This window comes from Bradyrhizobium valentinum, assembly GCF_001440405.1.
GTDB lineage: Bacteria > Pseudomonadota > Alphaproteobacteria > Rhizobiales > Xanthobacteraceae > Bradyrhizobium > Bradyrhizobium valentinum.
The window spans coordinates 95,980-117,197 of sequence record NZ_LLXX01000173.1; the positions used below are offsets into that span (position 1 = coordinate 95,980).

Here is a 21,218-nt window from a genome sequence, read left to right on the forward strand (position 1 = left end):
TCGGCAAGGTTGACTGACATTGATTAGAGATTCGACTGACGTTTCGGGGGCAAAATGGATTTTCTGGATGCTTGGCGTCGTGCCACGCAAGTTACATCCCGCTTGCGGAACGCCGGGCGCACGGTCTCCGAACGTGTCAGTAGGTCAGTGGCAGGCGGATTGAGCGCGACGGCCTCTGTTGCCGGCGACGCATATACGTCCACGCTCAATTGGAAGAACAACAACGAGTTCAGCAATTGGCTGACAGATCACCTGAGCAACCAGTACGCGACCGTTGCTAGTAAGGCTATGGATGCTGAGTATCTCCGCACGCACATCGGCGGCGGCTGGCACAGGCTCTACGATGGCGGCCACACCCTTGCCGGTAGTTGGAAGGCCGTTAGCTCGTCGTTGCCCGACCTTGCAGCGCTGGACCAACTTGGCGTTTGGGCGAATGAATACTGGAAAGACCTAATCACCACGCGCGGCATGCCGATCCTAATCCTCGATCATGCTGATCAAGTCAGCGAATATTTCAAGCACTTAGATTGTGTAAATGTCGCTCAGCTTATAGGCGGCGAGATTTGCGGCGTGTCAATCTACTGCAACTGGAACGACCCGGCTAAATTAGTGGCGTCGGCCACGGCGGCTGGAGGCAGCGGCATTGTCTACGCCAACGTGGTGGCTCCGCTGGTTAGTTTAATCGCCCTCGGGCGAGCCTATTTCCTGATGAGGAAATCTGAGCAAGATGATCTCCAAGATTTAATTGCGCCAGCATTGCAAGGGCTGTCGCGCAGCGGCGCTACTGTTCTGCTAATCACCGTTATACCGGGTGGCTTCCTGCTGCACCTTAGCAGCGGCATCGTAATTAGCCTCGCCCATGGCTACGTCTGGAACAAGGGCAACGAGAATAAAGAGGCGATTTTGGCAATGATGAAAGACTGCCTCGGTAATTTGCAGAATGGATTGCCCCGGTTTCGCGGGCTTCCGCTTCTGCCCCAAAATAGTGGGCCAATCTCGATTTAGTTCCCGATCTCGCCTAGCACCGCCCTGATCTCGGCATCGATCTCCGCAACATCATGCTTCGACAGATGCGGCAGCCGCGCCGCGACCCGCGACGGCACCGCCAGCATACCCGCCCGGACCGTCCGCAGGCAATTGCGACACGCGCGCGCCTCGATCACCTTGGGGATGGCTTGCCGCTGATGCTCGCCGCGCACCTCGTCTAGCGCGGTATGAAAATCAGGCGGGGCAGGTGGCCGGGGCTCGCCCGCTTTGATGGGCTTGGAATGAGCATACGCCCGCGCCGAGCGCTCCCTGTCGATATAGTCCTTCCATTCCGAGAGGCACTTCTCAAAGGCGGCGTCGGCGATCCGCTCGGCGGGCTCCATCGGGTTGGCGATGGCGTACTCGGTCAGCGCAGCGTCGCTGCACTTAATCGCGTTCTCAAAGGCTTGCGCGCTTGCCGGGATCAGGATCAGCGCGAGGGCGGTGGCGATGGTTCTCATTTGACGGCCTTGATGTTGTCGCCTCGCATCAGCGCGACGGCTTCGGCGTGCTGGCGCTCGGCCTGCGCCCATGTTGAGCAGCGCTGCTGCGCAAGATCGCGCGGGCCGCCGAATATCATGGTCTCAAACAGGAGTGGTACTCCGGGAAATCCCGGATGCACCAAGCCCTGATCCATGCCCAAGAACACGGTGGTCAGTCGTGCAGACCTCCTTGTGGTTTCGCAGACTTCTTGGCGACTTACTTTCTGCCCCTCTATGGTCTATCATCTTAGCCAGTTTTGCCTATCCGTCTCGGGGGATATCGTGCTTAGAGTCATGATAGTCGCATTTTCGATTGGCTGCATGTCATCGGTAGCCGCCAAGGACATTGACTACGACAAAATCGATTACAGCCAGTTTGCGCAATCGGAAAGAAAGTCTCTCGCGAAGTGCTTTCTGGACATGCTTGCTGTCGTGCAGCGCCACAAGCTGCGCAATGAACTAACTGACTTTCTTGAAGCGGGTTGTCAGGCCGAGATGCGCGCTGTCGAATCTGAATTAGGACGGCATCCTCCCCCCGGACTAGATGGGATGTCTGAGGAGCTTAGAGGACGCGTACTTGGTCCAATGTTCATCGGCCCGATGGAGACGGCTGCAATTGAGATTTACAAAGACCAAAAAGCATCTTTCTGCACAGGAGATGCTTGCGTTTTCGATGCCTATAGAAAATGCATAATGTTACAGGCTGCGGATGATATCGTACGACGCTTGAAGCCAACCGAATTCGAGAACCAGCTAAAGGTCAAGTGCAAGGTTTCAGAGATAGCCGCGCGTGCAACACTGACCAACGATTTTCTCGGCGTTCAGCGGCTTCAACGAGAGCCCGAGCTTTCGGAGAAAACCCGCGAATTGATTGATGGAGTCATCAAAGAAATTCGACAGGCTTCGATCATTTCTTATGCAGAAGACCTCGTGAAGGTGCAGCCAGGGCGAAAGTCATGTAAGATTCCGATCGAAATGTGTGGGAAAACTGAGTGTATTTCGCTGGACGATGTTCCGAAATCACAACGCGAGTACGAGTGCGCAATTCAGAATTAATCGTCAACCGTTTTGATTATGCCGCTGCTGCGTCGTCTTCCTTATCCTCACCTCGCCTAACGATCATCAACTGATCATCGGCTAGTGGCCGCTGCAACGCTTTTGCTTCATCCCAAGGTGCGCGCATCCACACGTTGCGCTCTTCATCCGTGGTAAGGATCACCGGCATGGCCTTTGGATGAATTGGTTCAACAACTGTATTTGGTTGCGTAGTGAAAAAGCCATAGACCAGATGCGGACCAGGAATCGGCTTGGATTTCGTGCCGCGATCACCGTTGAAGGCCGTCCAGATGCCAGCGAATGCGCACAGCGGCCGGTCTTCGTTCAGCGCGAACCAAACCACATCCTTTTTCTTCGTCTCTGGATTTGTTTCTGGCGCGTACTCGGCAAAACTGTTTAGCGGCACTAAGCAACGGCTCCCCGGCTTCAACCAGCCGCGCCAATGTGGCGATGACGTGTTGCGGATATTGGTAACCGGTGGCCCGCCAGTGCGAGGCGGCGGTGGCATGCCCCATCGCATCATAACAAGCTCGCTGCCGTTCTCAGTGTTGCGGATCACCGGCGCTGGGTAGTCGGGAAACACGCCGGGCATTCTTGCGAGGTTGCCAACGTACCTGTTCACCACGCGGAACAGGCGAATGATGGCCTCTTGGTTGGTCGTTATGCTGTAGAGATTGCACATAGGCCCTTCCTTCAGGCGAGCAGATGATCTGCGCCGGATTGAGTGAGCCTCACAAAGGTGCCCGACTCGTGCATGACTAGCCAGCCGCGGTCGATCGCGTGTTTCAGCGCTGCCCCATATTCGGCGACGCTGCCCCGCTCCTTGTAGAGGAACGGCGCGTTGATCTTTTCGATATGGATGCGGCCGTCCTGGACGGATTCAACTGCCTTGGCGATCTCCAAAAGCTTGCGGGCGGCCTTTTCAGGATCGGCAAACGGGCGATTAGCGGCGAATTTCACGCTGGTGCTCAGTTATGTGGGGAATGTGGATACGGGTGTGCTCGAGCCGGTGGCTATCAAACCGTTCGCCGCAGGGACAGCGCATGATCGAATTAGGCCTTTGTGACGGGAGCTTTTCCCCACGTTCCCACATCGCGTATTTACGGGCCGTCCACTCTTGCTGATCCCGCCAGGCTTGGAAGTCCGCTGGGCTGCGCCGACTCAGGAAAGCCGCCCAGGCGCGCTCAAAGGCTGCCCGCGCTTCATCGAAACTGTCTTCCGAACCATACGTCTGTTCACCCGGATTGCTGCCCGGGTAAAACCCACAATGCCAATTCCAGCGCTCCGTGGCGCCGGGGTTACCTACAGCGAGGCCGATCTTGCCGCCGTAAACATCCCCGCAGTAGATCAGCCACGTTTCTTCTGTGCGATTCGGATCGCGGCGGCGGGTGAGATCAGTCATCGGTCGTATCCAGTTCCGCTTCCGCCGATTGCTTCAAAATGCCGGTCTGCTCCACCACGCGCGTGAAATCGGCGATGGTCTTTTCGTTGATGGTCGATGGCTCAGAATCCGGGCGCTGCCGAATGATCGGCATGTTGCGTCCGGTAAGAAAGGTCAGGAAGCGAGGAGCCATGCCCTATCAAAGCGCAGCTTCCCAGGCGCGGCAAATTTTCAATAGATGGTAGGTCGCGGGGCGCGCTGGCTACCGCCATTTGATGCGTCCTCAAGGTTGATCGCTTGGGGGCGAGATGTCGGTGCTGGAGCCGACAGGATGCTGGCTTGACTTCTTTGGACAAATCAAGAACATACAGGAATATGCCAGATTCGGAGCGTCAGCCCACAAGATGTTGGGGCTGGAGCCCTAGACCAGACCGGGCCAGTAGCTCTACTGCTGGCCTGTTCGATTCAAGCGGGGGACCATGGGCAAGGGTAGCGGGCTCACATCTTTGGAGCTTTGTGCGGGTGCCGGGGGACAGGCAATCGGGTTAGAGGCGGCGGGTTTTGATCACCGCGCACTCGTCGAAATCGACACTGCATGCTGCGAGACGCTGCGGGCTAACCGCCCGCTCTGGCAGGTGGTTGAGGGCGATCTTCGGAAGTTCAACGCGAAGGCGCACGAGGGCATTGACCTGCTCGCGGGCGGCTTGCCCTGCCCGCCGTTCTCGGTCGCAGGCAAGATGCTCGGCGCACAAGACGAGCGCAATCTCTTCCCGGCCGCACTGCGCATCATCGAGCAGACGAAACCACGTGCGATCATGATCGAAAACGTCCGAGGGTTCCTCGAAGCGGTCTTCGAGGATTACCGTGAGGGATTGCGCTCCAAGCTTTTCAAAATGGGCTACATGACCGGTTGGCGGCTACTGAACGCCTCCGATTTCGGCGTGCCGCAGCTACGGCCGCGGGTCGTCATCGTCGCGCTCCAAAAGGACATCTGGGATAAATTCGATTGGCCGCAGGTGTCTGGACATAACCCACCCACTGTCGGCGAGATGCTTCATATGCAGATGGCCGCTCGCGGATGGCCGGGCGCCGACGCATGGCGCAAGCAAGCAAACGAGGTCGCTCCGACAATCGTCGGCGGATCGAAGAAGCACGGCGGCCCCGATCTTGGGCCGACCAGGGCCAAGCGTGCTTGGGCGTCGCTCGGTGTGGACGGGATGGGTATCGCTGATATGGCGCCGGGCCCGGACGCACCGGTGATCGGCTACAAGCCGCGGCTTACGGTAGAGATGGTCGCCCGGTTGCAGGGCTTCCCGGATGACTGGAAGTTCTCCGGCAAGAAAACCGCTGCGTATCGACAGGTCGGAAACGCCTTCCCTCCGCCTGTTGCGCAGGCGGTTGCCGGGCAGATCAGGAAAGCCTTGTCGGTCCGCAGGAGCGTCAGGGTCATAAAGGCCGCCTGAAGGCAAAAAAGCCGATTCGGAATCGCTACTTGAATCGTGCAAGAGTCGCTCGCTATGCGAGTGATTCGGTCGCAACTTACAGACACACACCCTGACTACCCGGCCTTATCCGCCCTGCGCGGTGAAATCGCTGCGCGAGCTGGTGGTCTCGACGCGCTGACGGCCCGGTTTCCAGAGCTTGTACGCGACGCCGTCGATTTTGTCCTGGATCCCGTCCGCACCGCCCGAACTCGTCTGCACGAACTCGATAACGTCGAGAAGACCTTTATCGGCCTCAAGTTGGAGCATTTCGTCCGCGATTTGCTCGATGTGCCTAAAGGGCTGCGTGACCTGGAAATCAACGGCATGGACGTTGATATAAAAAACACAGTCGGAAGCAACTGGTCCATTCCGCAAGAAACGTATCGGGGTTCCGAGCCGTGTCTTTTAATGGCCGTCGATGAGGTGGCGCATCTGTGCTTTCTCGGCCTCATCATTGCAAAACCGGAGTACTTGCATGGCGGCGCGGGAAATAGGGATACTAAGAAGGGCGTTTCTGCAACGGGATTCGCCAATATCCTGTGGCTCGTGAACAGTGCTGCGTTTCGGCCTAGTCGTTTCAATGGGCTAAACATGGATCGCTTCCGTGAATTGCGGAAGACGTTGGCTGGAAGCGAACGGGTGGCACAGTTCTGTCGAGAAAACTTGCGGCGCGTCGTCCATCGAGACGTGATGCAGGCGCTTTTATTCGACCAATACGATTACATGAAGAGATTGCGGGCGAACGGCGGAGCGCCTGACATTTTATACCGCGAAAAGATCGCTATCCTCATTGGGACGTATGTGAATGATCGGGTTGTCGCAGCGCGCCTTGACTTTCCCGACCTGAAGCGTGACGAGGTCGTTGCAGTGACTCCTCGATCAATGGTGGAAGAAGCCATGATGCGGAAGGAGGGGTTAATCGCCTAGCTTCGATGGACAATCTTACGCCAGATCGCCGCTCTGAGAATATGCGGCGGATCAAAAGCACCGGGATGAAGCCTGAAATGCTGGTCCGGCGGATGGTGCACGGGCTTGGCTACCGCTACCGGCTGCACCGGAAGGACCTGCCCGGGAAGCCCGATCTGGTTTTCGGGCCGAGGAGAAAAGTGATTTTCGTGCATGGGTGCTTTTGGCACGGCCATGAACGGGATGGATGCCTCGACGCTCGGCGGCCGAAGTCCAATACCGGGTACTGGAATCCCAAACTGACCAGAAATAAGGAGCGCGATGCAGAGCGGATCGCGGCGCTGCAAGCTAACGGGTGGGATGTTCTCGTGGTATGGGAATGCGAGACAAGGAATGATAAAGCATTACGGGCGAGGCTCGGGCAATTTTTGAAGTAGGCAGGGATGCGGTACGACTACACCAAGATCTCACAGGTTTTAGAGAGGACGCTCGAATGGCTCGGCGAAGAGCGTTTTTCCAAAATGCGCGTCACCGAACTTGAAAAGATGATCCGGGAGCGAGAGACAACGACCCCGCTGCCGTCACGAAGTCAGTTTCGGGCGGCAATACATGATTTTCGTGTGAAACGTTGGCCGGAGGCTGTGCCGCGCCGCAGATCGTGACCGTACCCCGCGCGCCGTTCCCTAAGTTAGCGGTCACTGCTCTATAGCGGTGCAGAAGCGCTTCCTAGCCTCGGCTAACGAAGCGTCTTCTTTCTGAAATAGCCTAACCTCAACTCCTGATTCGAAAAGCATGGTCTCAGCCACGCTGTAGTGCCTCGCGAAATTTGCATCCATCATGTTCGGAGTGAAACTGTTCAATTGAACAATACCAGACTGGACAATCGCACGCGCGCAATCGGCGCAGGGAAAGTTATTAACGTACATTCTGCAGCCTACGGTTGACACACCTGCTCGGGCCATGTTGTAGATCGCGTTACGCTCCGCATGCTCAAACCAGAGATATTTTTCTCCATTCTCACGAGAATGCCGCGCTTCGTAGTCGGCCGATACCTTTCGAGGCAGCCCATTGTAGCCAGTACCCAGGATCGTGTTACCGGACCCTACGATGACACTGCCCACCTGACGACTTCGATCTTCACTCCATGAGCTCAGAAGAGTGCAAAGCAAAAAGAATCTCGCATCCCAACTGTCGCATTGATGTGTCATCGTCATATTTACCTCGGGGAGAAGCATGCTAATCGTCGGAGAAGAGATTCTGAAGCAGAACCTACTAATCGATGCCGACAGAAGCCACATAAAAAATTCGAGCTACTACCTCACTATTGGAGCAATTATCCCCGTAGGGGAAGACGCGAAAAACTTTGATCTAACCCAACCTCCTGAGATGTTGGTGATTAAGCCGCGGCAAGTTGCTTGGGTTGTCTCGAAAGAAGTATTCAGCATCAAATCCCATCAGATAACGGCGCTTGTCACGCTTCGGAGCACTTTTACGAAACAGGGGCTACTTGCTCTAGATGTCGGAATGGTCGATGCCGATTTTGAAGGCCCCATCGGATCGATTGTAATTAATTTCTCGAAGAACGACGTGCCTCTGTCAAAAGGAGACGAGTTTTTTCGGGTTGCGTTCATAGAACACGCGGAGGTGCCCGCTGAGTTCAGGCTGAAACGGGACAAGCTTACGGCAGCTCAATATATTAAGCAGCGCCACCATGAGATAGTTGTCGGCTTCCCGGCGACGTTCCTGAACACCGAAGTTCTGTCAGATGAAATGGCTGGGAAAATCTCCGAGAAGGTGAAAGACGATATTCTGGATAAAGCGCTTGTCCATATCGTCAAGAAATATTGGTTGAGACTTCTCGTTCTAGCGGGTTTGACGTTAGCCGCCGTTGGGGTCGCCGCCTATGTTCTGTACTCCAAATTCGGGCCGCCTCTGACACAGGAAGATGTGCAATCGATCGTCAAGACCTGGTTCGAGCAGAATCTCCCAAAGCAGCTTCCACCAAAGAAGTAGAAGGATCAGCGCGCAGGAACGCAACAGGCAGGCGAGCATTGCAGGTCTCGCGCCCGCAGCCTTCTGCAGCAGCGGCACCGGCAGCAATTTGCAGCAGAGCTGGCAGTCACCGCATTGCACGCTTCATAGCTTGGTCACCTCTCGCCATTCCGGCGGCACCCGGCCCTCGTCGATCATTTCCTCGATGACGAGAGGGGTCAGGTTCTCGCTGACTTCAAGCAGCAATTTGAACGAGGCTTCGCGCAGCTCCGGCGCGTGAGAGGCGACAAAGATCGCAAGCAGCTCGCCCAGCGCCGCGCCGACGACGCCCGGGTTTTGCCCGGCCAAGATCGGCTTGATCTTTTCGACCAGCGCGCTCGCGGCGCGGGTGGCGTCGTCGGGGTCCATCTCGGTCATGGGGATATCCTCGTTCCCTGCATCGCCTCGAATGCTTTCTCGACGCCCGCGACGAACGCGAGCGCCGTCGTCATGGTCGGGGCCTCGAATATGATGTCGCCGGTCGGCCCGCCCCACATGATCTCGACGCGGTACGTTCCCTCGCCGGGCGCGCGCCGGATCGAGCCGACCACAAGCGGGCCGTTCTGGATCAGCCAGGTATCATCGCCGCCGTCCTTGGTTTCCCACATCATGCGGGCAAGCTTGAAGGAAGTCATGTCGCGCTGCTCAAAATCCAAACCGGGCGAGAACCCGCCGCAGCAACGATGGCTGCGGCGGCTCCGGTTTTACCATGTAATCGGTGACGGCCCATTCTGTCCCGCTGCAGCTCGGGCAGGGCGCAACGCTGACATCCGGCGCGCTGGCGATATTGGCCTGCTGGACGGCAGTCTGATGCGCCGAGCGCGCCGCGAAGCGGTCAAGACAGAATGAGCAGACCGCCATCGTTCACTCGCCCGCTGCCGCCAGCTTGCGCGCCAGATCGATCAGGCCCTGCCTGACCTCGTGGTTGTTGATGGCCAGCATCGCCTCCGCCATCTGGATGCCCTCGCGCGTCGCCATGAACGCGGCAACCGGACGCTCGGCAGGCGGGCGCTTGCGCTCGTCGAGGAAATAACTAACCTCGATGTCCAGGGCCTTGGCCAGCTCCATCAGCCGCGAGCTGCCGACCCGGTTGACGCCCTTCTCGTACTTCTGCACCTGCTGGAACGAGACACCGAGCATGTCGCCCAGCTCCGATTGGCTGATGTGCTTTTCAAGCCGCCGCGTCCTGATCCGCTCGCCGATGATCTTGTCGGTAGGGGTAGCGCTTCTAACGTTATGGCCGTTCGCCGCCGCCCCAGTCGATTTCGCCCGCTTCATTTCGCCGCCTTTCGTCTAGAGTGGCCGTTGGCCTTTGCCTTCGGCCTGGACTTCATTTTGCCGCTGTTCTGTTTCGCAAGCCAGTCGGCGGCAACCTTGCGCTCGCGTTCGATGTTGATGTCCTTCTTCTTGATGATCTCGCGCTCATAGCCGAGCGAAGTCAGCACCGCCTCGATGGTCGGGTTCTGCGGCTTCTTGGTGTGGCCGTTGAACCAGTTGTTCAGCGTCGTGGTCGCGACACCGGACAGCTCATGGACGATGGCGAGCCGTTTGATCAGGCCCTCGTCCTGCACAACGGTTCTGATCTTGTCGATCACCGGGTCTTTGTCGATGAAACGATAGGTGCGGTACAGGCGGACATCAGCCATGGGCGACAGCCTCCGTACCCTTCGCGGTCAGCTCGATCAGCTTGGCGGCGTTGACCTTGACGATCTTGTCGCGCTTGGCGCGGAAGATGACGCCCTCGATGCTTTTCGCTGACATGCCGCTATCGCCGAGTTGCTTGCGCAGATCGGCGCGCGATGCCGGGCCGTTCGCGAGCGCGGTCAGCAGGAGCGTCGGGCCGGAGCCGGGGCTGGCGCGGCCTGACGGCCCGTGCTTGATCGCGGGCGCGGCGTGGCCGTTCGCCTTGGCGTGTGGCTTCGGCAGTTTCAGCGGCTCCGCTGGCGTCGCTTCGCCGAGCGCGCTTTGCAACTCGCGCTGCGCCTTCTCAGTCAGCCGGTGCAGGCCGGGGCCGATGCCGTTATGGGTGACGCCCTTCTTCTTGAGCTGATGCAGCGCGCCATGGACCTGCGTCGTCTTGAGCGAGAGCGCCTCGGCAATCGCCGTGACATGCAGCGGGGCTCCCTCCTTGAGAAGGAGCGCAACGATGCGCTGTTCGACCGAGCCCTTGCCGGGCTCGCGCGCCGGGCGACCGGCTCCATCTCGCGCGCCGCCCTGGCCGCCGAGTCTCGGCTTTTCGCCGTCGAGATTGAGCCGCACCTTGGCGACGCCTTCCATGCCGTGAAGCTTGCGCAGGACTGAGCCTACGGCAATCTCCTCGACTTCGATCATGATGGGAAATAACGCTGCCATGTGGGATCACGCCTCCGTTTGGCAAAAGTGACGCTCAACCGCTGAGCGCCTTCACAATTTCGGGCAGGGAATGGGTCTGCTCGCGGGCATAGCCGCCGACCTCATGCCATTGTCCGTTGATGTCGAACGGCGGCGCGAACACGGTCAGCGCGTCTCGTTCATTGAAGCGGATTAAAGCGGCGATGCCGTCCTGCGCGCGGCGAAACATGAAGCGGCGCAGGCTCGGGTCGCGGTGCGCGTCGCGGTGGCGGGGATCGATCCAGTATTGATCGACCTGAATATGGCGGGGCTGGTCCGTCTCGCCCTCCCGGATGGTGATGAAGTCCGGCATGATGTCGATGACAACATGCGAACGATCCGGGCGGGCAAGGTCGGCGGCGTCATCGACGAGCCAGCGGCAACACTCGGGCGGCATCGCAGCGGTCCTATAGACCGTGCAGCCCTTGTGAAACTTCCGATACTGACAGCTTTGTCCCGCCCCCTTCTGGAGCGGTCGCACCGGCAAAAGGCGGCAGCAAAGCTGGCAGTCACCGCATCGACGAGTGACAGCCATTGCAGGCAGGTCCGTTTTTAGACTCGTGGCCGGTTTGGGCGCTTTGAGCGCTTGTTATTCTCTCCCGGCCATCGGGTTTCTGATTGTTAGGTTTCTTTTTTTTCCCGGCTTGGGCGGTGATGCGAGAGCGCCCTTGCCATTGGAGTCATTACGCGGGTTGGTCTGTGTCAAGAATGCGACCTGATGGAAAAAAACGTGTGCGGAAACGGAATTACAGAAATGGACGGGTTCCTGCTTGAATTTTTCCACAAGCGGGCTTTCCATTGCAACTGTGGGTCAGCCTTCTTGGCAGGTCCGTACCTACAAAACCCCAAAGAGCTGCCCACTAACTTGCTCGCCCGCCCTTCCAAGCGAAAGCGCGGGCGAGCTTTTTTTGCAGATGATTTGATCGCGCGGTTTTGATGATCGCGGACAATCGCGAACGCGAGAGACAGCCGTAGAGCGCGCTTGGTGCTGGCCGCTGTCGGAGGACCGGCGCGCGGAAAAAACGCATGGACGAGTCGGGCTCGCAAGCCGCGCCCAACATGAAAGCCGCCCCCATCGGTCGGCCCCGATTGTTCGTGAGCTGTTGCGGCCTTGCAACTTGTTCCCGGCCCATATCTGGGCAAAAGATGGTCGGCCCCGGCGAGCGCGGACGACTAAGCGTCCTGTTGCATGGCAACGCGAAGTGCTTTCGGGATGCGCTGCGCCTTGCCTCCCGAGACGAAGGCGACCCGGACCTTGGCCTCGGCGAGCAGATCGGCTCCGCGCCAGCATTCCTGCAACAGCGTAATGGACGCGCCTTTTACTTCTCGCGGGATCGTAATGATGTCGAGCACGTCGTCGATGAATGCCGGTTTGAAATAATCGATGGTCAGCGAGCGCACCACGAACGCAAAGCCGGGTGCCTCGCTCTGCGTTTCCTCAAACAAGGCGCGGTGATCGGCACCGAGCAGGCGCAGGTAGTTCGACCGACCGCGCTCCATGAACCGCAGATAGCTGGCGTGGTAAACCACCTTGCTGAAATCGGTATCCTCAAAAAAGACGCGGACTTGCATGGTGTGGCGACCGGCGCTGATCTCGCCGTCGAGATGCGATGTCGTCAAAAGTTCCCCCGCGAGTTCCCCGAATGGGTGAAGTCATCGCTTTTTAGCCCGTCGCCTTCGGAACGAAAAGCCGCCCCGGGGTGGGGGCGGCGCGGGTGATTGGTTTAAGCCGCCGGAGGCGGCCTGATCGGGGGGCGTCAGGAATGGCGCGCCCGAAAATTTGTCGCTTCGGCCTTTGCGCTGACTATGGCAATTTGCTCGCTGATCTTGGCGACCTCTCTGGGGAATTCGGCGCGCGCTTCGGCAAGGGTAAGGCGGCGCTGCGCCCATCGCCCGAACCCGGTACATTCGCCGATGCCGGTGAAGTCAATGTACGTCACCGTATCGCCCCGGACCTTGACGGCCAGCCGGAGCCAGCCGCGCCGGTTGGCCTTTTCGTAATAAAACCCTTCCTGAACGTCGGCCGATCTCATGGTTGTTTGATCCTTTTCGGGGGCTATCCTCTCGGCCTGTTCTAAGCTGCCAATTTCCAACGGCCTAGCGAGATCACGCCGCCTTCGCCATATTCCGATAGCGCAAAGCGAGATTTCTCCGGCATCGTCTATCACGCCAACTATCTGCGCTTCATGGAGCGCGGGCGCACCAATCATCTGCGGCTGATGGGCGCGTCGCAGCATGCGCTGTTCGAGCAGGCGCAGGAGGAGACGCCGGGCTTCGCCTTCGTGGTGCGCTCAATGGAGCTCGACTTCCTGCGGCCGGCGCGTATGGACGACGTGCTCGACGTGGTGACATGGCCGGTCGCGGTGAAAGGCGCCTCGATCACGCTGGCGCAGGAGGTGCGGCGAGGGGTAGATGTGCTGGTCAAGGCGGAGGTGCGCGTCGCGTTCATCAGCGAGGGGCGGGCGAAACCGATCCCGAAATCGCTGCGGCAGTTGATGAAGGCCGATCTGGCGCCGGACTAATTTTGCGGATTGACTCTCTGTACCGATCGGTACAATGTCTTGGGATCGCCAATCCGGAGAAATGTCATGTCGCGTCCGCCGCTGCCGCCCTTCAATCGTGAAACCGCCGCCCAGAAGGCGCGCATGGCGGAAGACGCCTGGAATTCGCGCGATCCGGTGCGGGTGTCGCTGGCCTATACCGAGGACAGCCGCTGGCGTAACCGTTCCGAGTTCTTCCAGGGCCGCGAGGCGATCGCCGAATTCCTCATCCGCAAATGGACGAAGGAGCACGACTATCGCCTGATCAAGGATCTCTGGGCGTTCGATCAGAACCGCATCGCCGTGCGCTTCCAGTATGAATGGTACGATGATTCCGGACAGTGGCACCGCTCCTACGGCAACGAGCAGTGGGAGTTCGACGAACATGGCCTGATGCGGCGGCGCGAGGCCAGCATCAACGATATCGCCATCAAAGAGAGCGAGCGCCGTTTCCACTGGCCGGCGCCTGGGCCGCGTCCGGCCGATGTTGCGGGGCTCAGCGAGAACCCGCTGTGACGCGATGTTGAAGAAGGGCGTCGAACGCAAGGAAGTATTGCGGGCGCTCGGCGAGGTGTTTCGCGCGCATGGCTATGAAGGCGCGTCGCTGACGCTGATCACGGAGGCCACTGGGCTCGGCAAGGGCAGCCTGTATCATCTGTTTCCCGGCGGCAAGGAGCAGATGGCCACGGAGGTGCTGGCCGACATCGACGCCTGGTTCGAACTCAACATCTATGCGCCGTTGCGCAATGCCGACGATCCCGCGCGCGCGATCGCCGCGATGATCGCGGGCGTCGACCAGTATTTTCATTCCGGGGGTCGCGTCTGTCTGGTCGGCATGGTGGCGCTCGGGGCGGCGCGCGACACGTTCGCCGCAAGCGTCGATGATTATTTTGCACGCTGGCAGGTCGCATTGGCGCAGCTCTTGCGGCGATCCGGATTGAGCAGGAGCCAGGCGCAGCGCCGCGCGGAAGATGCGCTACTCACCATCCAGGGCGCGCTGGTGCTGGCGCGGGCGCGCAGCGACGCCGGGATATTTCGCCGGGCGTTGAGCGATCTGACGGCGCGGTTATTGGCGCCGCCAGAGTGATGGATGTTAGAACAACGTCGTCCCTGCGAACGCAGGGACCCATAACCACGGGCCGGAACGAAATCGAACGACGGGCACTTCCTTAAATTGCGCTTTCACGGCGTATGGGTCCCTGCGTTCGCAGGGACGACGTGTTGAGAGACGACTGCCCTACGCCGCCGCCTTATGCCGCGCGAGTTCGGCCTTGTAGAGTTCGAACTCCTCGGCGACCGCCTTCGCGATGCTGGGGCGGGCGCGCAGCCGCTCGTAATAGGCCTTCACATTTGGCCATTTCGCCAGCTCGATCGGCGGCGTCGCCATCGTCCAGTTGATGATGGTGACGAGATAGGCATCTGCCACGCTGAAGTGATCGAGCAGGAATTCGCGGCCCTTCAGGTAGTTCTCGAGATAGTCGAGCCGGGACAGATTCTTGCTCAGCGCATAGGTCTTCGCGTCCTGCGGCGCCGTCTTGTCGAGCAGCGGCACGAACAGCGCCTTGTGCAGTTCGGTGCCGATGAAGCAAAGCCATTGATGCAGGCGGCTGCGCTCCGCGCCCGATGCGGCCGAGATGCCGGCATTTGGAAAGCGGTCGGCGACGTATTGCAGGATCGCCGCGTTCTCGGTCAGCACCGTCTCGTCGTCGGTGCGCAGCGTCGGCACCAGTCCGAGCGGGTTGACGGCGCGAAAGTCTGAGCCGTCCTTCTGCACCACCTTGGTCTTGGGATCGACTTCGAGATAGTTGGCCTCAACGCCGGCTTCATACAGCGCGATCCGGGTCGCCAGCGAGCAGGCGAGCGGCGAGAAATAGAGATCCATGGTTAGCCTCCTTGGTGGTTGATCGACCGCGCCGGCGCGTTCAGGGCGGGCGGGATTGATTTTTATACCGTCTCGCATAATATAAAGGCGGTCAAGGAATTTTTTGCGAAATGGTACAAAAAAGTAAGAGGCCGCCGGTCACGAAGATCGACGCTCCCGTGCCGCCCAAGCGGCGGGGCCGGCCGCGCGCCTATCAGCCTGACGTGGCGCTGGGCAAGGCGCTCGACCTGTTTCGCAAGGATGGATTCGCGGCGACGTCGCTGGACGATCTCGCCGCCGCCACCGGCATGAACCGGCCGAGCCTCTATGGGGCGTTCGGCGACAAGCGCGAGCTGTTCATCAAGAGCTACCGGCGCTATCGCGAAGACGCGCGGGTTGCCATGGGGGACATTTTTCGGGACGAGCTTCCGATCCGCCGGCGGCTCGAACGGATCTATGCGGTGGCGCTCGACATCTATCTGTCCGGCGAATCCGGCCCGCGCGGCTGCTTCACGGTGATGACCGCCGCCTCCGAGGCCGTGCACGATCCCGATATCCGCGCCATGGTGCTGGAAGGCTTTACCGAACTCGACAAGGCTTTTGCGGCGTGCTTCCGGCAGGCCAAGGAGAAGGGCGAGCTATCCGAAAGCGCCGATCCGGTCGTGCTGGCGCAGCTCGCCTCCGCCACCATCCACACGATCGCGATCCGCGCCCGCGCCAGGATGCCGCGCAAGGAGCTGGAGGCGATCGCGAACGGAGCGCTCGATGTGATGCTCGGGGCCGCGAAGTAGCCTCCAGGTCGTCCCTGCCTAGTGCGCAATTGCGCACGGGACGCAGGGACCCATACCTCGTGATTTCTCTATTTGGCAAAGTGGCGGACACCTTCCGTAGCAACAACGGCCGGTGGTTATGGGTCCCTGCGTTCGCATTGCTGCCGCAGGGACGACCAAATCATCAATACCCCCGGTTGCGGTCCACCACATTTTCCAGCGCGCCGCCGGCCTCGAAGCGCTCGATCTGGTGCGCGACATATTTCGATATCTCGTCGGGATCGGTGTCGGCGGCGTTGTGCGGGGTCAGCACCACTCTTGGATGGGCCCAGAACGGGCTGTCCACGGGCAGCGGTTCGGTGGCGTAGACGTCGAGCGAGGCGCCGCCGAGCGTGCCGTCGTCGAGGCATTGCAGGATGTCGGCCTCGTTCTGCAGGCCGCCGCGGCCGGCATTGATCAGCACCGGCGCGCCGAGCGGACTTTTGCGATTCAGCTTCTCAAACATCGGGCGGTTGAGAATGTGCCGTGTCTCCGGTGTCAGCGGCAACAGGCAGACCAGGATGTCGGTCCGCTGCAGGAACGCTTCGAACTGCTGCTCGCCGTGAAAGCATTCGATGCCGTCGACCGTCTTGGGATTCCGGCTCCAGCCCGCGACGCGAAAGCCCAGACGCTTGAGCACGTCGGCCGCGTCAGCCCCGAGCGTGCCCAGCCCCATGATGCCGACCGTAACAGCGCCCGCCGCCCATTGCGATTTCGGCGCCCAGCGCTTTGCGCGCTGGGATTCCCGCAAGTAGGGCTCCTGCCGGTGGTGCATCAGCACATGCAGCACGACATATTCGGTCATTCGTGCGGTGAGATCGGTGACGGCCACGCGCACCAGCGGCACGTTGGGCAATGAGCGGTCCGCCATCAGCGCATCGACGCCGGCGCCCAGGTTGAAGATCACACGCAGGTTAGGGAAGGCGGCAAGTTCACCCGGATGCGGCTTCCACACCGCGGCGTAATGCACCTCCGCCGGATCGAACGACGCATCCGGCAACAGCAGCACGGGGCGCCCCTCGCAGACGGCGTCGAACCGGCTCTTCCAGCGCTGCGGCGACCAGTTTTCCGTCCCGCCATGCACCAGCAGCGCGAGCGCCCCCTTGTTCATTGCCATTCCTTTCGCAGGCACTTGGCGTGACCCGCCTCACATTGCCGATCGAACCGTTTCTCTAGCCTCCTTTGATCCAACAAGGGAGACTTGTCGTGCGCAAATTAATCGAGACCGACGAGCAGAAAGCGCGCCGGATCGCCGCGAAGTATGGCACCTCCCGGTGATACAGGCTTCCATCATCGCGGTGGCGGTGTTGTCGCTGGCGCTTTGCTGGCGAAACCGTCACCGCGACGCTGGTATCACCAGGAACGAGGCCATCAGGAGAAAGATGAAGATCATCTTTCTGGCCCTCGCCGTGTGCAGCCTTTGTTCCATGGCGGTCGTCCACACCTATCGGCACTTCAATCCGCCACCGCCTCCGATCATCGGTCCCTGACCGGCGAGGGAACAATCCAAAATTTCTTCGACGCACCTGTCGGCAGCGGGCATAATCGTTCGTCATCATGACAACGGAGATGTCAGCCCTCATGCTTTACGCCATCCTTTGCTATCACGACGAAGACACCGTCGGTTCCTGGACCAAGGAACAGGACGCCGCGGTCATGAAGAAACTTGCCGTCGTGCAGGATAAACTGACCAAGCAGGGCCGGCTCGGTCCGGTCGCGCGGCTCTTGCCGACGACGGCGGCGACCACGCTGCGCAAGGACGATCCGCCGCTGGTGCTGGACGGGCCCTTCGCCGAAACCAAGGAGCAGTTGCTCGGCTTCTATCTCGTCGACTGCAAGAACCTCGACGAGGCGCTTGACGTCGCCCGTGATCTCGGCGCGGCCAATCCCGGCGGCGCCTATGAGATCCGCCCGGTCGGCCAGTTTGTGCCGGGGAGTGTGCAGCCGTGACCGACACCGCCTGGATCGATGCCGCGCTGACCTCGGCTCGCCCCCAGGCGGTCGGCGCGCTGTTGCGCTATTTCCGCAATCTCGACACCGCCGAGGAAGCCTTTCAAAACGCCTGCCTCCGCGCGCTGAAGAGCTGGCCGCAGAACGGCCCGCCGCGCGATCCCGCGGCGTGGCTGATCATGGTCGGGCGCAACGTTGCGATCGACGATATCAGGCGGAGCAAGAAGCAGGAGGCGCTGCCGGAAGATGAGGCGATCTCCGATCTTGATGATGCCGAGGAACAGCTTGCCGAGCGGCTCGACGGTTCGCACTACCGCGACGACATTCTGCGGCTTTTGTTCATCTGCTGCCATCCGGACCTGCCGGCGACGCAGCAGATCGCGCTCGCCTTGCGCATTGTCTCAGGGCTAACGGTCAAGCAGATCGCGCGCGCCTTCCTGGTCTCGGAAGCCGCGATGGAGCAACGCATTACGCGCGCGAAGGCGCGGGTCGCCGATGCCAACGTGCCGTTCGAAACGCCGGGCGCGATGGAGCGCTCCGAACGCCTCGCCTCCGTCGCCGCCATGATCTACCTGATCTTCAACGAGGGCTATTCGGCGAGCGGCGATACCGCCGAGATTCGCGCGCCTTTGTGCGAGGAGGCGATTCGCCTGGCGCGGCTGTTGCTGCGGCTGTTCCAGAGCGAGCCCGAGATCATGGGGCTGACCGCATTGCTGTTGCTGCAGCATGCGCGGGCTGATGCGCGGTTTGATGCCGATGGCGCGGTGATCCTGCTCGACGACCAGGACCGTTCGAAGTGGAACAAGGCTCTTATCGCCGAAGGGCTGGCGCTGATCGACAAGGCGATGCGCCATCGCCGCAGCGGACCCTACCAGGTGCAGGCCGCGATCGCGGCGCTGCATGCCCGTGCCGAAAGGCCCGAAGATACCGACTGGACCCAGATCGACCTGCTCTATGGCGCCCTCGAGATCATGCAACCGTCGCCGGTGGTGACACTGAACCGTGCAGTTGCCGCGTCCAAGGTGAAAGGGCCGCAGGCCGGGCTCGACATGATCGAGCCGCTGGCGCCGCGGCTGTCGAACTATTTTCATTTCTTCGGCGTGCGCGGCGCCTTCCTGATGCAGCTCGGCCGCAACGACGAGGCCCGCACGGCCTTCGACCGCGCCATCGCGCTGGCGAACACCTCGGCCGAAGCCGCCCACATCCGCATGCATCTCGACCGCCTGCAGCGCGACAGCCAGCCCCGCGGCAAAAAGGCGGGGAAGTAGACTCTACTCTTCCTTCTCCCCTTTGCTTTCTTCCCTTCTCCCCTTGTGGGAGAAGGTGGCGCGGATGCAATCCGCGCCGGATGAGGGGTTCTCTCCGCGGAGACAGACCCCACATCCGTCTCGAATGAGCTGACGCTCATTCGATCCACCTTGTCCCACAAGGGGAGAAGGGAAGAAAACCGCAGTCGCGACGTGGAAAAAATTTCATGCCCATGTCGGTTTTCGTCCGCCTCATTCGTCTTGAAAACGAGCAGCCATTCAAGACAACGGGGATTAGTCATGACTGTCATCGCCGAGACTCTTCCGGCCTCAAAGCCCACGCGCTGGACCGGCCGCATCCTCTCCGGCCTCGTCATTGTGTTCCTGATGATCGACGGCGCCATCAAGCTGGTGCCGTGGCCGGTCGTCACGGAAACCATGGACAGAATGGGCTATGGTTCGAGCGAGACGCTGGCACGGAGCCTTGGCCTCATCACCATCGTCTGCACCGTGCTCTATTCTATACCGCCAACCTCGATCCTCGGCGCCATCCTGCTCACCGGCTATCTCGGCGGCGCGATGGCTTCGCATGTGCGGATCGGCAGCCCCTTGTTCACGCACACGCTGTTCGGGCTTTATCTCGGCCTGATGGTGTGGGGCGGGCTGTGGCTGCGCGACAAGGACGTGCGCAGCCTGATCCCGTTCCGCCGCTGATTTGCTTCAAGAGGTTTTTCACGAAGACGGAGCCGGTCATGTTCGAAGTCATTGTCGTTATCACCGTCATATTGGCGATTGCCATCGCCGCGGTCCTTGTTCTCGCGGCGACCAAGTCGAATACCCTGCGTGTGCAGCGCTCGGTCAGCATCAAGGCGCCGCCGGAACGGATCTTTCCGCTGATCTCCGACCTCCACCAGTGGCTGACCTGGTCCCCCTACGAGCAGAAGGATCCGGTGATGAAGCGTACCTATGGCGGTGCGGCGAGCGGCAAGGGTGCTACCTATGCCTGGGACGGCGACAAGAACGTCGGTTCCGGCCGCATGGAAATTCTCGAGGCCGTGCCGGCGTCGAAAATCGTCATCAAGCTCGATTTCTTCAAGCCGTTCGAAGGCCACAACACCGCTGAGTTCACAATGCTGCCGCAGGGCGATGGCACCCATGTCATCTGGCTAATGCATGGTCCCGCAAACTTCATGTCCAGGCTGATCCAGGTGTTCATCAATCTGGACAACATGATCGGCCGGGATTTCGAAGCCGGTCTCGCCAACCTGAGGACGCTTACCGAGAAATGAGCGCGACTACTCTCGTTTCCCGGACGCGGCGCAGCACGCCAGTGATGCGACGCAGAGCCGGGACTCAACCGATGAACCGGAACAGCAGCGCATCGCCATAGCGCGTCGAAGACGCGCGTGAACACGCTTATGGTGCTGCGCTGCATCCGGGGAATACCGCAACTGATTAGATAACCCCAAGGAGGCTGCGATGCAGGTCAATCCCTATCTGTTTTACAACGGCAATTGCGAGGAAGCGCTCAAGTATTATGAAAAGGCGCTCGGTGCCCAGATCGGTGCGATGTTTCCCTATGAGGGCGCGCCGCCCGACATGCCGACGCCGCCCGACTGGAAGAAGAAGCTCATGCATGCGAGCATTACGATCGATGGCGAGGTGCTGATGGCGTCGGACGCCACGCCCGGCGATTACAAGCAGCCGCAGGGCTTTGCCGTCTCGCTGCAGGTCGAGGATCCCGCCGAGGCCGAACGCCGGTTCAACGCGCTCGCCGATGGCGGCACGATCAGGATGCCGTTCGGTAAGACCTTCTTCTCGAACGGGTTCGGCATGTGCGTCGACAAGTTCGGCATTCCCTGGATGGTGAACTGCCCCAAGGAAGACATGTGAGTTCTTCAATCCTCATGGAGAGGAGGCGCTTTAGCGCCGCCACCGGACGATGCTTCGCATCGCCGGGAGAACCATGTGGCCCGGATGGTGCCATTCATCCTTCGAGACGCGGCGCAAGCGCCGCTCCTGCGAACGGGTGACAATTTCAATTGTCCATTGGCCGAGATCAGCGATTGCATCGA

General features: G+C 60.2%; 35 protein-coding genes. 17 read left to right on the top strand and 18 right to left on the bottom strand.

All coding sequences use genetic code 11. The features are described from left to right. Window positions 1–54 precede the first annotated feature (54 nt). Window positions 55–1,005: a hypothetical protein gene (locus CP49_RS31160; RefSeq protein ID WP_057853949.1), complete on the top strand. Its 951-nt coding sequence runs from the start codon at window positions 55–57 to the stop codon at window positions 1,003–1,005. Here the strand turns inward: CP49_RS31160 and CP49_RS31165 are convergent. Beyond that, window positions 1,002–1,487 carry a hypothetical protein gene (locus CP49_RS31165; RefSeq protein ID WP_057853950.1) on the bottom strand — a complete coding sequence of 162 codons (486 nt, stop codon included), beginning with the start codon at window positions 1,485–1,487 and terminating at the stop codon, window positions 1,002–1,004. The two genes, CP49_RS31160 and CP49_RS31165, sit on opposite strands and share 4 nt — an antisense overlap. Continuing rightward, window positions 1,484–1,663, bottom strand: a complete 180-nt coding sequence (locus tag CP49_RS31170; protein WP_057853951.1) for a hypothetical protein — start codon at window positions 1,661–1,663, stop codon at window positions 1,484–1,486. Before CP49_RS31170 ends, CP49_RS31165 begins: the two co-directional genes overlap by 4 nt. Before the next feature lie 166 nt (window positions 1,664–1,829). Between CP49_RS31170 and CP49_RS31175 the strand changes: the two genes are divergently transcribed. Further along, the gene (locus tag CP49_RS31175; protein WP_156438760.1) at window positions 1,830–2,564 is read left to right on the top strand and encodes a hypothetical protein; all 735 of its coding nucleotides are present in this window, start codon (window positions 1,830–1,832) and stop codon (window positions 2,562–2,564) included. 16 nt (window positions 2,565–2,580) lie between these two features. On the opposite strand, the gene CP49_RS31180 is transcribed toward CP49_RS31175, so the two are convergent. Genes CP49_RS31180 through CP49_RS31195 form a run of 4 tightly spaced genes read right to left on the bottom strand, consistent with a single transcriptional unit; the run spans window position 2,581 to window position 4,138 of the window. Further along, window positions 2,581–3,246: an SOS response-associated peptidase gene (locus CP49_RS31180; RefSeq protein ID WP_057853953.1), complete on the bottom strand. Its 666-nt coding sequence runs from the start codon at window positions 3,244–3,246 to the stop codon at window positions 2,581–2,583. 11 nt (window positions 3,247–3,257) lie between these two features. After that, window positions 3,258–3,524, bottom strand: a complete 267-nt coding sequence (locus CP49_RS31185) for a hypothetical protein (RefSeq protein ID WP_057853954.1) — start codon at window positions 3,522–3,524, stop codon at window positions 3,258–3,260. Further along, window positions 3,508–3,966, bottom strand: coding sequence for a hypothetical protein (locus CP49_RS31190; RefSeq protein WP_057853955.1), 459 nt, complete (start codon window positions 3,964–3,966; stop codon window positions 3,508–3,510). The genes CP49_RS31185 and CP49_RS31190 overlap by 17 nt, the downstream gene beginning before the upstream one ends. Beyond that, entirely contained in the window at window positions 3,959–4,138 is a 180-nt protein-coding gene (locus CP49_RS31195) for a hypothetical protein (RefSeq protein WP_057853956.1), read from the bottom strand. Before CP49_RS31195 ends, CP49_RS31190 begins: the two co-directional genes overlap by 8 nt. Before the next feature lie 286 nt (window positions 4,139–4,424). Between CP49_RS31195 and CP49_RS31200 the strand changes: the two genes are divergently transcribed. Genes CP49_RS31200 through CP49_RS31220 form a run of 4 tightly spaced genes read left to right on the top strand, consistent with a single transcriptional unit; the run spans window position 4,425 to window position 6,997 of the window. Next, window positions 4,425–5,408, top strand: a complete 984-nt coding sequence (locus CP49_RS31200) for a DNA cytosine methyltransferase (RefSeq protein WP_057853957.1) — start codon at window positions 4,425–4,427, stop codon at window positions 5,406–5,408. A 54-nt stretch (window positions 5,409–5,462) separates the two neighbouring features. Next, window positions 5,463–6,356 (top strand): NaeI family type II restriction endonuclease, encoded by an 894-nt coding sequence (locus CP49_RS42050; RefSeq protein ID WP_063791807.1) that lies wholly within the window; start codon window positions 5,463–5,465, stop codon window positions 6,354–6,356. A gap of 5 nt (window positions 6,357–6,361) precedes the next feature. Further along, complete coding sequence (locus tag CP49_RS31215) at window positions 6,362–6,772, top strand: very short patch repair endonuclease (protein ID WP_057853960.1); 411 nt, start codon at window positions 6,362–6,364, stop codon at window positions 6,770–6,772. 6 nt (window positions 6,773–6,778) lie between these two features. Continuing rightward, window positions 6,779–6,997 (top strand): hypothetical protein, encoded by a 219-nt coding sequence (locus CP49_RS31220; protein WP_057853961.1) that lies wholly within the window; start codon window positions 6,779–6,781, stop codon window positions 6,995–6,997. A 33-nt stretch (window positions 6,998–7,030) separates the two neighbouring features. Here the strand turns inward: CP49_RS31220 and CP49_RS31225 are convergent, their stop codons facing one another. Continuing rightward, window positions 7,031–7,633 carry a deoxycytidylate deaminase gene (locus CP49_RS31225; RefSeq protein ID WP_338060424.1) on the bottom strand — a complete coding sequence of 201 codons (603 nt, stop codon included), beginning with the start codon at window positions 7,631–7,633 and terminating at the stop codon, window positions 7,031–7,033. On the opposite strand from CP49_RS31225, the gene CP49_RS31230 reads away from it, so the two are divergent. Further along, window positions 7,569–8,348 (top strand): dCTP deaminase/dUTPase family protein, encoded by a 780-nt coding sequence (locus CP49_RS31230; protein WP_057853962.1) that lies wholly within the window; start codon window positions 7,569–7,571, stop codon window positions 8,346–8,348. The genes CP49_RS31225 and CP49_RS31230 overlap by 65 nt on opposite strands. A 123-nt stretch (window positions 8,349–8,471) precedes the next feature. Here the strand turns inward: CP49_RS31230 and CP49_RS31235 are convergent, their stop codons facing one another. The 9 genes from CP49_RS31235 to CP49_RS48065 form a co-directional block, all read right to left on the bottom strand. Beyond that, window positions 8,472–8,744, bottom strand: coding sequence for a hypothetical protein (locus CP49_RS31235; protein ID WP_057853963.1), 273 nt, complete (start codon window positions 8,742–8,744; stop codon window positions 8,472–8,474). Continuing rightward, entirely contained in the window at window positions 8,741–9,001 is a 261-nt protein-coding gene (locus CP49_RS31240; protein WP_156438761.1) for a hypothetical protein, read from the bottom strand. The genes CP49_RS31235 and CP49_RS31240 overlap by 4 nt, the downstream gene beginning before the upstream one ends. 10 nt (window positions 9,002–9,011) lie before the next feature. Further along, window positions 9,012–9,227 carry a hypothetical protein gene (locus CP49_RS31245; RefSeq protein WP_057853965.1) on the bottom strand — a complete coding sequence of 72 codons (216 nt, stop codon included), beginning with the start codon at window positions 9,225–9,227 and terminating at the stop codon, window positions 9,012–9,014. Between the two features lie 3 nt (window positions 9,228–9,230). Continuing rightward, window positions 9,231–9,644 (bottom strand): helix-turn-helix domain-containing protein, encoded by a 414-nt coding sequence (locus CP49_RS31250; RefSeq protein WP_057853966.1) that lies wholly within the window; start codon window positions 9,642–9,644, stop codon window positions 9,231–9,233. Further along, complete coding sequence (locus tag CP49_RS31255; RefSeq protein ID WP_057853967.1) at window positions 9,641–10,012, bottom strand: hypothetical protein; 372 nt, start codon at window positions 10,010–10,012, stop codon at window positions 9,641–9,643. Before CP49_RS31255 ends, CP49_RS31250 begins: the two co-directional genes overlap by 4 nt. After that, the gene (locus CP49_RS31260; protein ID WP_057853968.1) at window positions 10,005–10,718 is read right to left on the bottom strand and encodes a hypothetical protein; all 714 of its coding nucleotides are present in this window, start codon (window positions 10,716–10,718) and stop codon (window positions 10,005–10,007) included. The genes CP49_RS31255 and CP49_RS31260 overlap by 8 nt, the downstream gene beginning before the upstream one ends. 34 nt (window positions 10,719–10,752) lie before the next feature. Then, window positions 10,753–11,049, bottom strand: a complete 297-nt coding sequence (locus CP49_RS31265; RefSeq protein ID WP_197423292.1) for a hypothetical protein — start codon at window positions 11,047–11,049, stop codon at window positions 10,753–10,755. 860 nt (window positions 11,050–11,909) lie between these two features. Then, a complete protein-coding gene (locus CP49_RS31270; protein ID WP_057853989.1) occupies window positions 11,910–12,308 on the bottom strand; it encodes a YbgC/FadM family acyl-CoA thioesterase in 399 nt (132 codons plus the stop codon). A 185-nt stretch (window positions 12,309–12,493) separates the two neighbouring features. Continuing rightward, complete coding sequence (locus CP49_RS48065; protein WP_245310951.1) at window positions 12,494–12,973, bottom strand: hypothetical protein; 480 nt, start codon at window positions 12,971–12,973, stop codon at window positions 12,494–12,496. Between CP49_RS48065 and CP49_RS31280 the strand changes: the two genes are divergently transcribed. From CP49_RS31280 to CP49_RS31290, 3 genes are all read left to right on the top strand, one after another. Beyond that, window positions 12,893–13,258 carry a YbgC/FadM family acyl-CoA thioesterase gene (locus CP49_RS31280; protein ID WP_245310954.1) on the top strand — a complete coding sequence of 122 codons (366 nt, stop codon included), beginning with the start codon at window positions 12,893–12,895 and terminating at the stop codon, window positions 13,256–13,258. The two genes, CP49_RS48065 and CP49_RS31280, sit on opposite strands and share 81 nt — an antisense overlap. Before the next feature lie 66 nt (window positions 13,259–13,324). Further along, complete coding sequence (locus CP49_RS31285; protein WP_057853972.1) at window positions 13,325–13,792, top strand: nuclear transport factor 2 family protein; 468 nt, start codon at window positions 13,325–13,327, stop codon at window positions 13,790–13,792. A 4-nt stretch (window positions 13,793–13,796) separates the two neighbouring features. Next, on the top strand, window positions 13,797–14,363 hold the full coding sequence (locus tag CP49_RS31290; protein WP_057853973.1) for a TetR/AcrR family transcriptional regulator: 567 nt from the start codon (window positions 13,797–13,799) through the stop codon (window positions 14,361–14,363). Between the two features lie 150 nt (window positions 14,364–14,513). Here the strand turns inward: CP49_RS31290 and CP49_RS31295 are convergent, their stop codons facing one another. Continuing rightward, a complete protein-coding gene (locus CP49_RS31295; RefSeq protein WP_057853974.1) occupies window positions 14,514–15,158 on the bottom strand; it encodes a glutathione binding-like protein in 645 nt (214 codons plus the stop codon). Between the two features lie 110 nt (window positions 15,159–15,268). On the opposite strand from CP49_RS31295, the gene CP49_RS31300 reads away from it, so the two are divergent. Next, complete coding sequence (locus CP49_RS31300) at window positions 15,269–15,928, top strand: TetR/AcrR family transcriptional regulator (protein ID WP_057853975.1); 660 nt, start codon at window positions 15,269–15,271, stop codon at window positions 15,926–15,928. A gap of 163 nt (window positions 15,929–16,091) precedes the next feature. Here CP49_RS31300 and CP49_RS31305 read toward each other — a convergent pair whose 3' ends face one another. Then, window positions 16,092–17,057 (bottom strand): 2-hydroxyacid dehydrogenase, encoded by a 966-nt coding sequence (locus CP49_RS31305; RefSeq protein ID WP_057853990.1) that lies wholly within the window; start codon window positions 17,055–17,057, stop codon window positions 16,092–16,094. On the opposite strand from CP49_RS31305, the gene CP49_RS45375 reads away from it, so the two are divergent. The 6 genes from CP49_RS45375 (at window position 17,050) to CP49_RS31335 (ending at window position 21,036) form a co-directional block, all read left to right on the top strand. Next, window positions 17,050–17,436 (top strand): hypothetical protein, encoded by a 387-nt coding sequence (locus tag CP49_RS45375; protein WP_156438762.1) that lies wholly within the window; start codon window positions 17,050–17,052, stop codon window positions 17,434–17,436. The two genes, CP49_RS31305 and CP49_RS45375, sit on opposite strands and share 8 nt — an antisense overlap. Before the next feature lie 91 nt (window positions 17,437–17,527). Further along, window positions 17,528–17,896 (top strand): YciI family protein, encoded by a 369-nt coding sequence (locus CP49_RS31315; RefSeq protein ID WP_057853977.1) that lies wholly within the window; start codon window positions 17,528–17,530, stop codon window positions 17,894–17,896. Then, the gene (locus CP49_RS31320; protein WP_057853978.1) at window positions 17,893–19,164 is read left to right on the top strand and encodes an RNA polymerase sigma factor; all 1,272 of its coding nucleotides are present in this window, start codon (window positions 17,893–17,895) and stop codon (window positions 19,162–19,164) included. The genes CP49_RS31315 and CP49_RS31320 overlap by 4 nt, the downstream gene beginning before the upstream one ends. Before the next feature lie 279 nt (window positions 19,165–19,443). Then, window positions 19,444–19,857 (top strand): DoxX family protein, encoded by a 414-nt coding sequence (locus tag CP49_RS31325; protein WP_057853979.1) that lies wholly within the window; start codon window positions 19,444–19,446, stop codon window positions 19,855–19,857. Between the two features lie 38 nt (window positions 19,858–19,895). Next, complete coding sequence (locus CP49_RS31330; RefSeq protein ID WP_057853980.1) at window positions 19,896–20,432, top strand: SRPBCC family protein; 537 nt, start codon at window positions 19,896–19,898, stop codon at window positions 20,430–20,432. 190 nt (window positions 20,433–20,622) lie between these two features. Further along, window positions 20,623–21,036, top strand: coding sequence for a VOC family protein (locus tag CP49_RS31335; protein ID WP_057853981.1), 414 nt, complete (start codon window positions 20,623–20,625; stop codon window positions 21,034–21,036). Window positions 21,037–21,218: the final 182 nt, after the last annotated feature.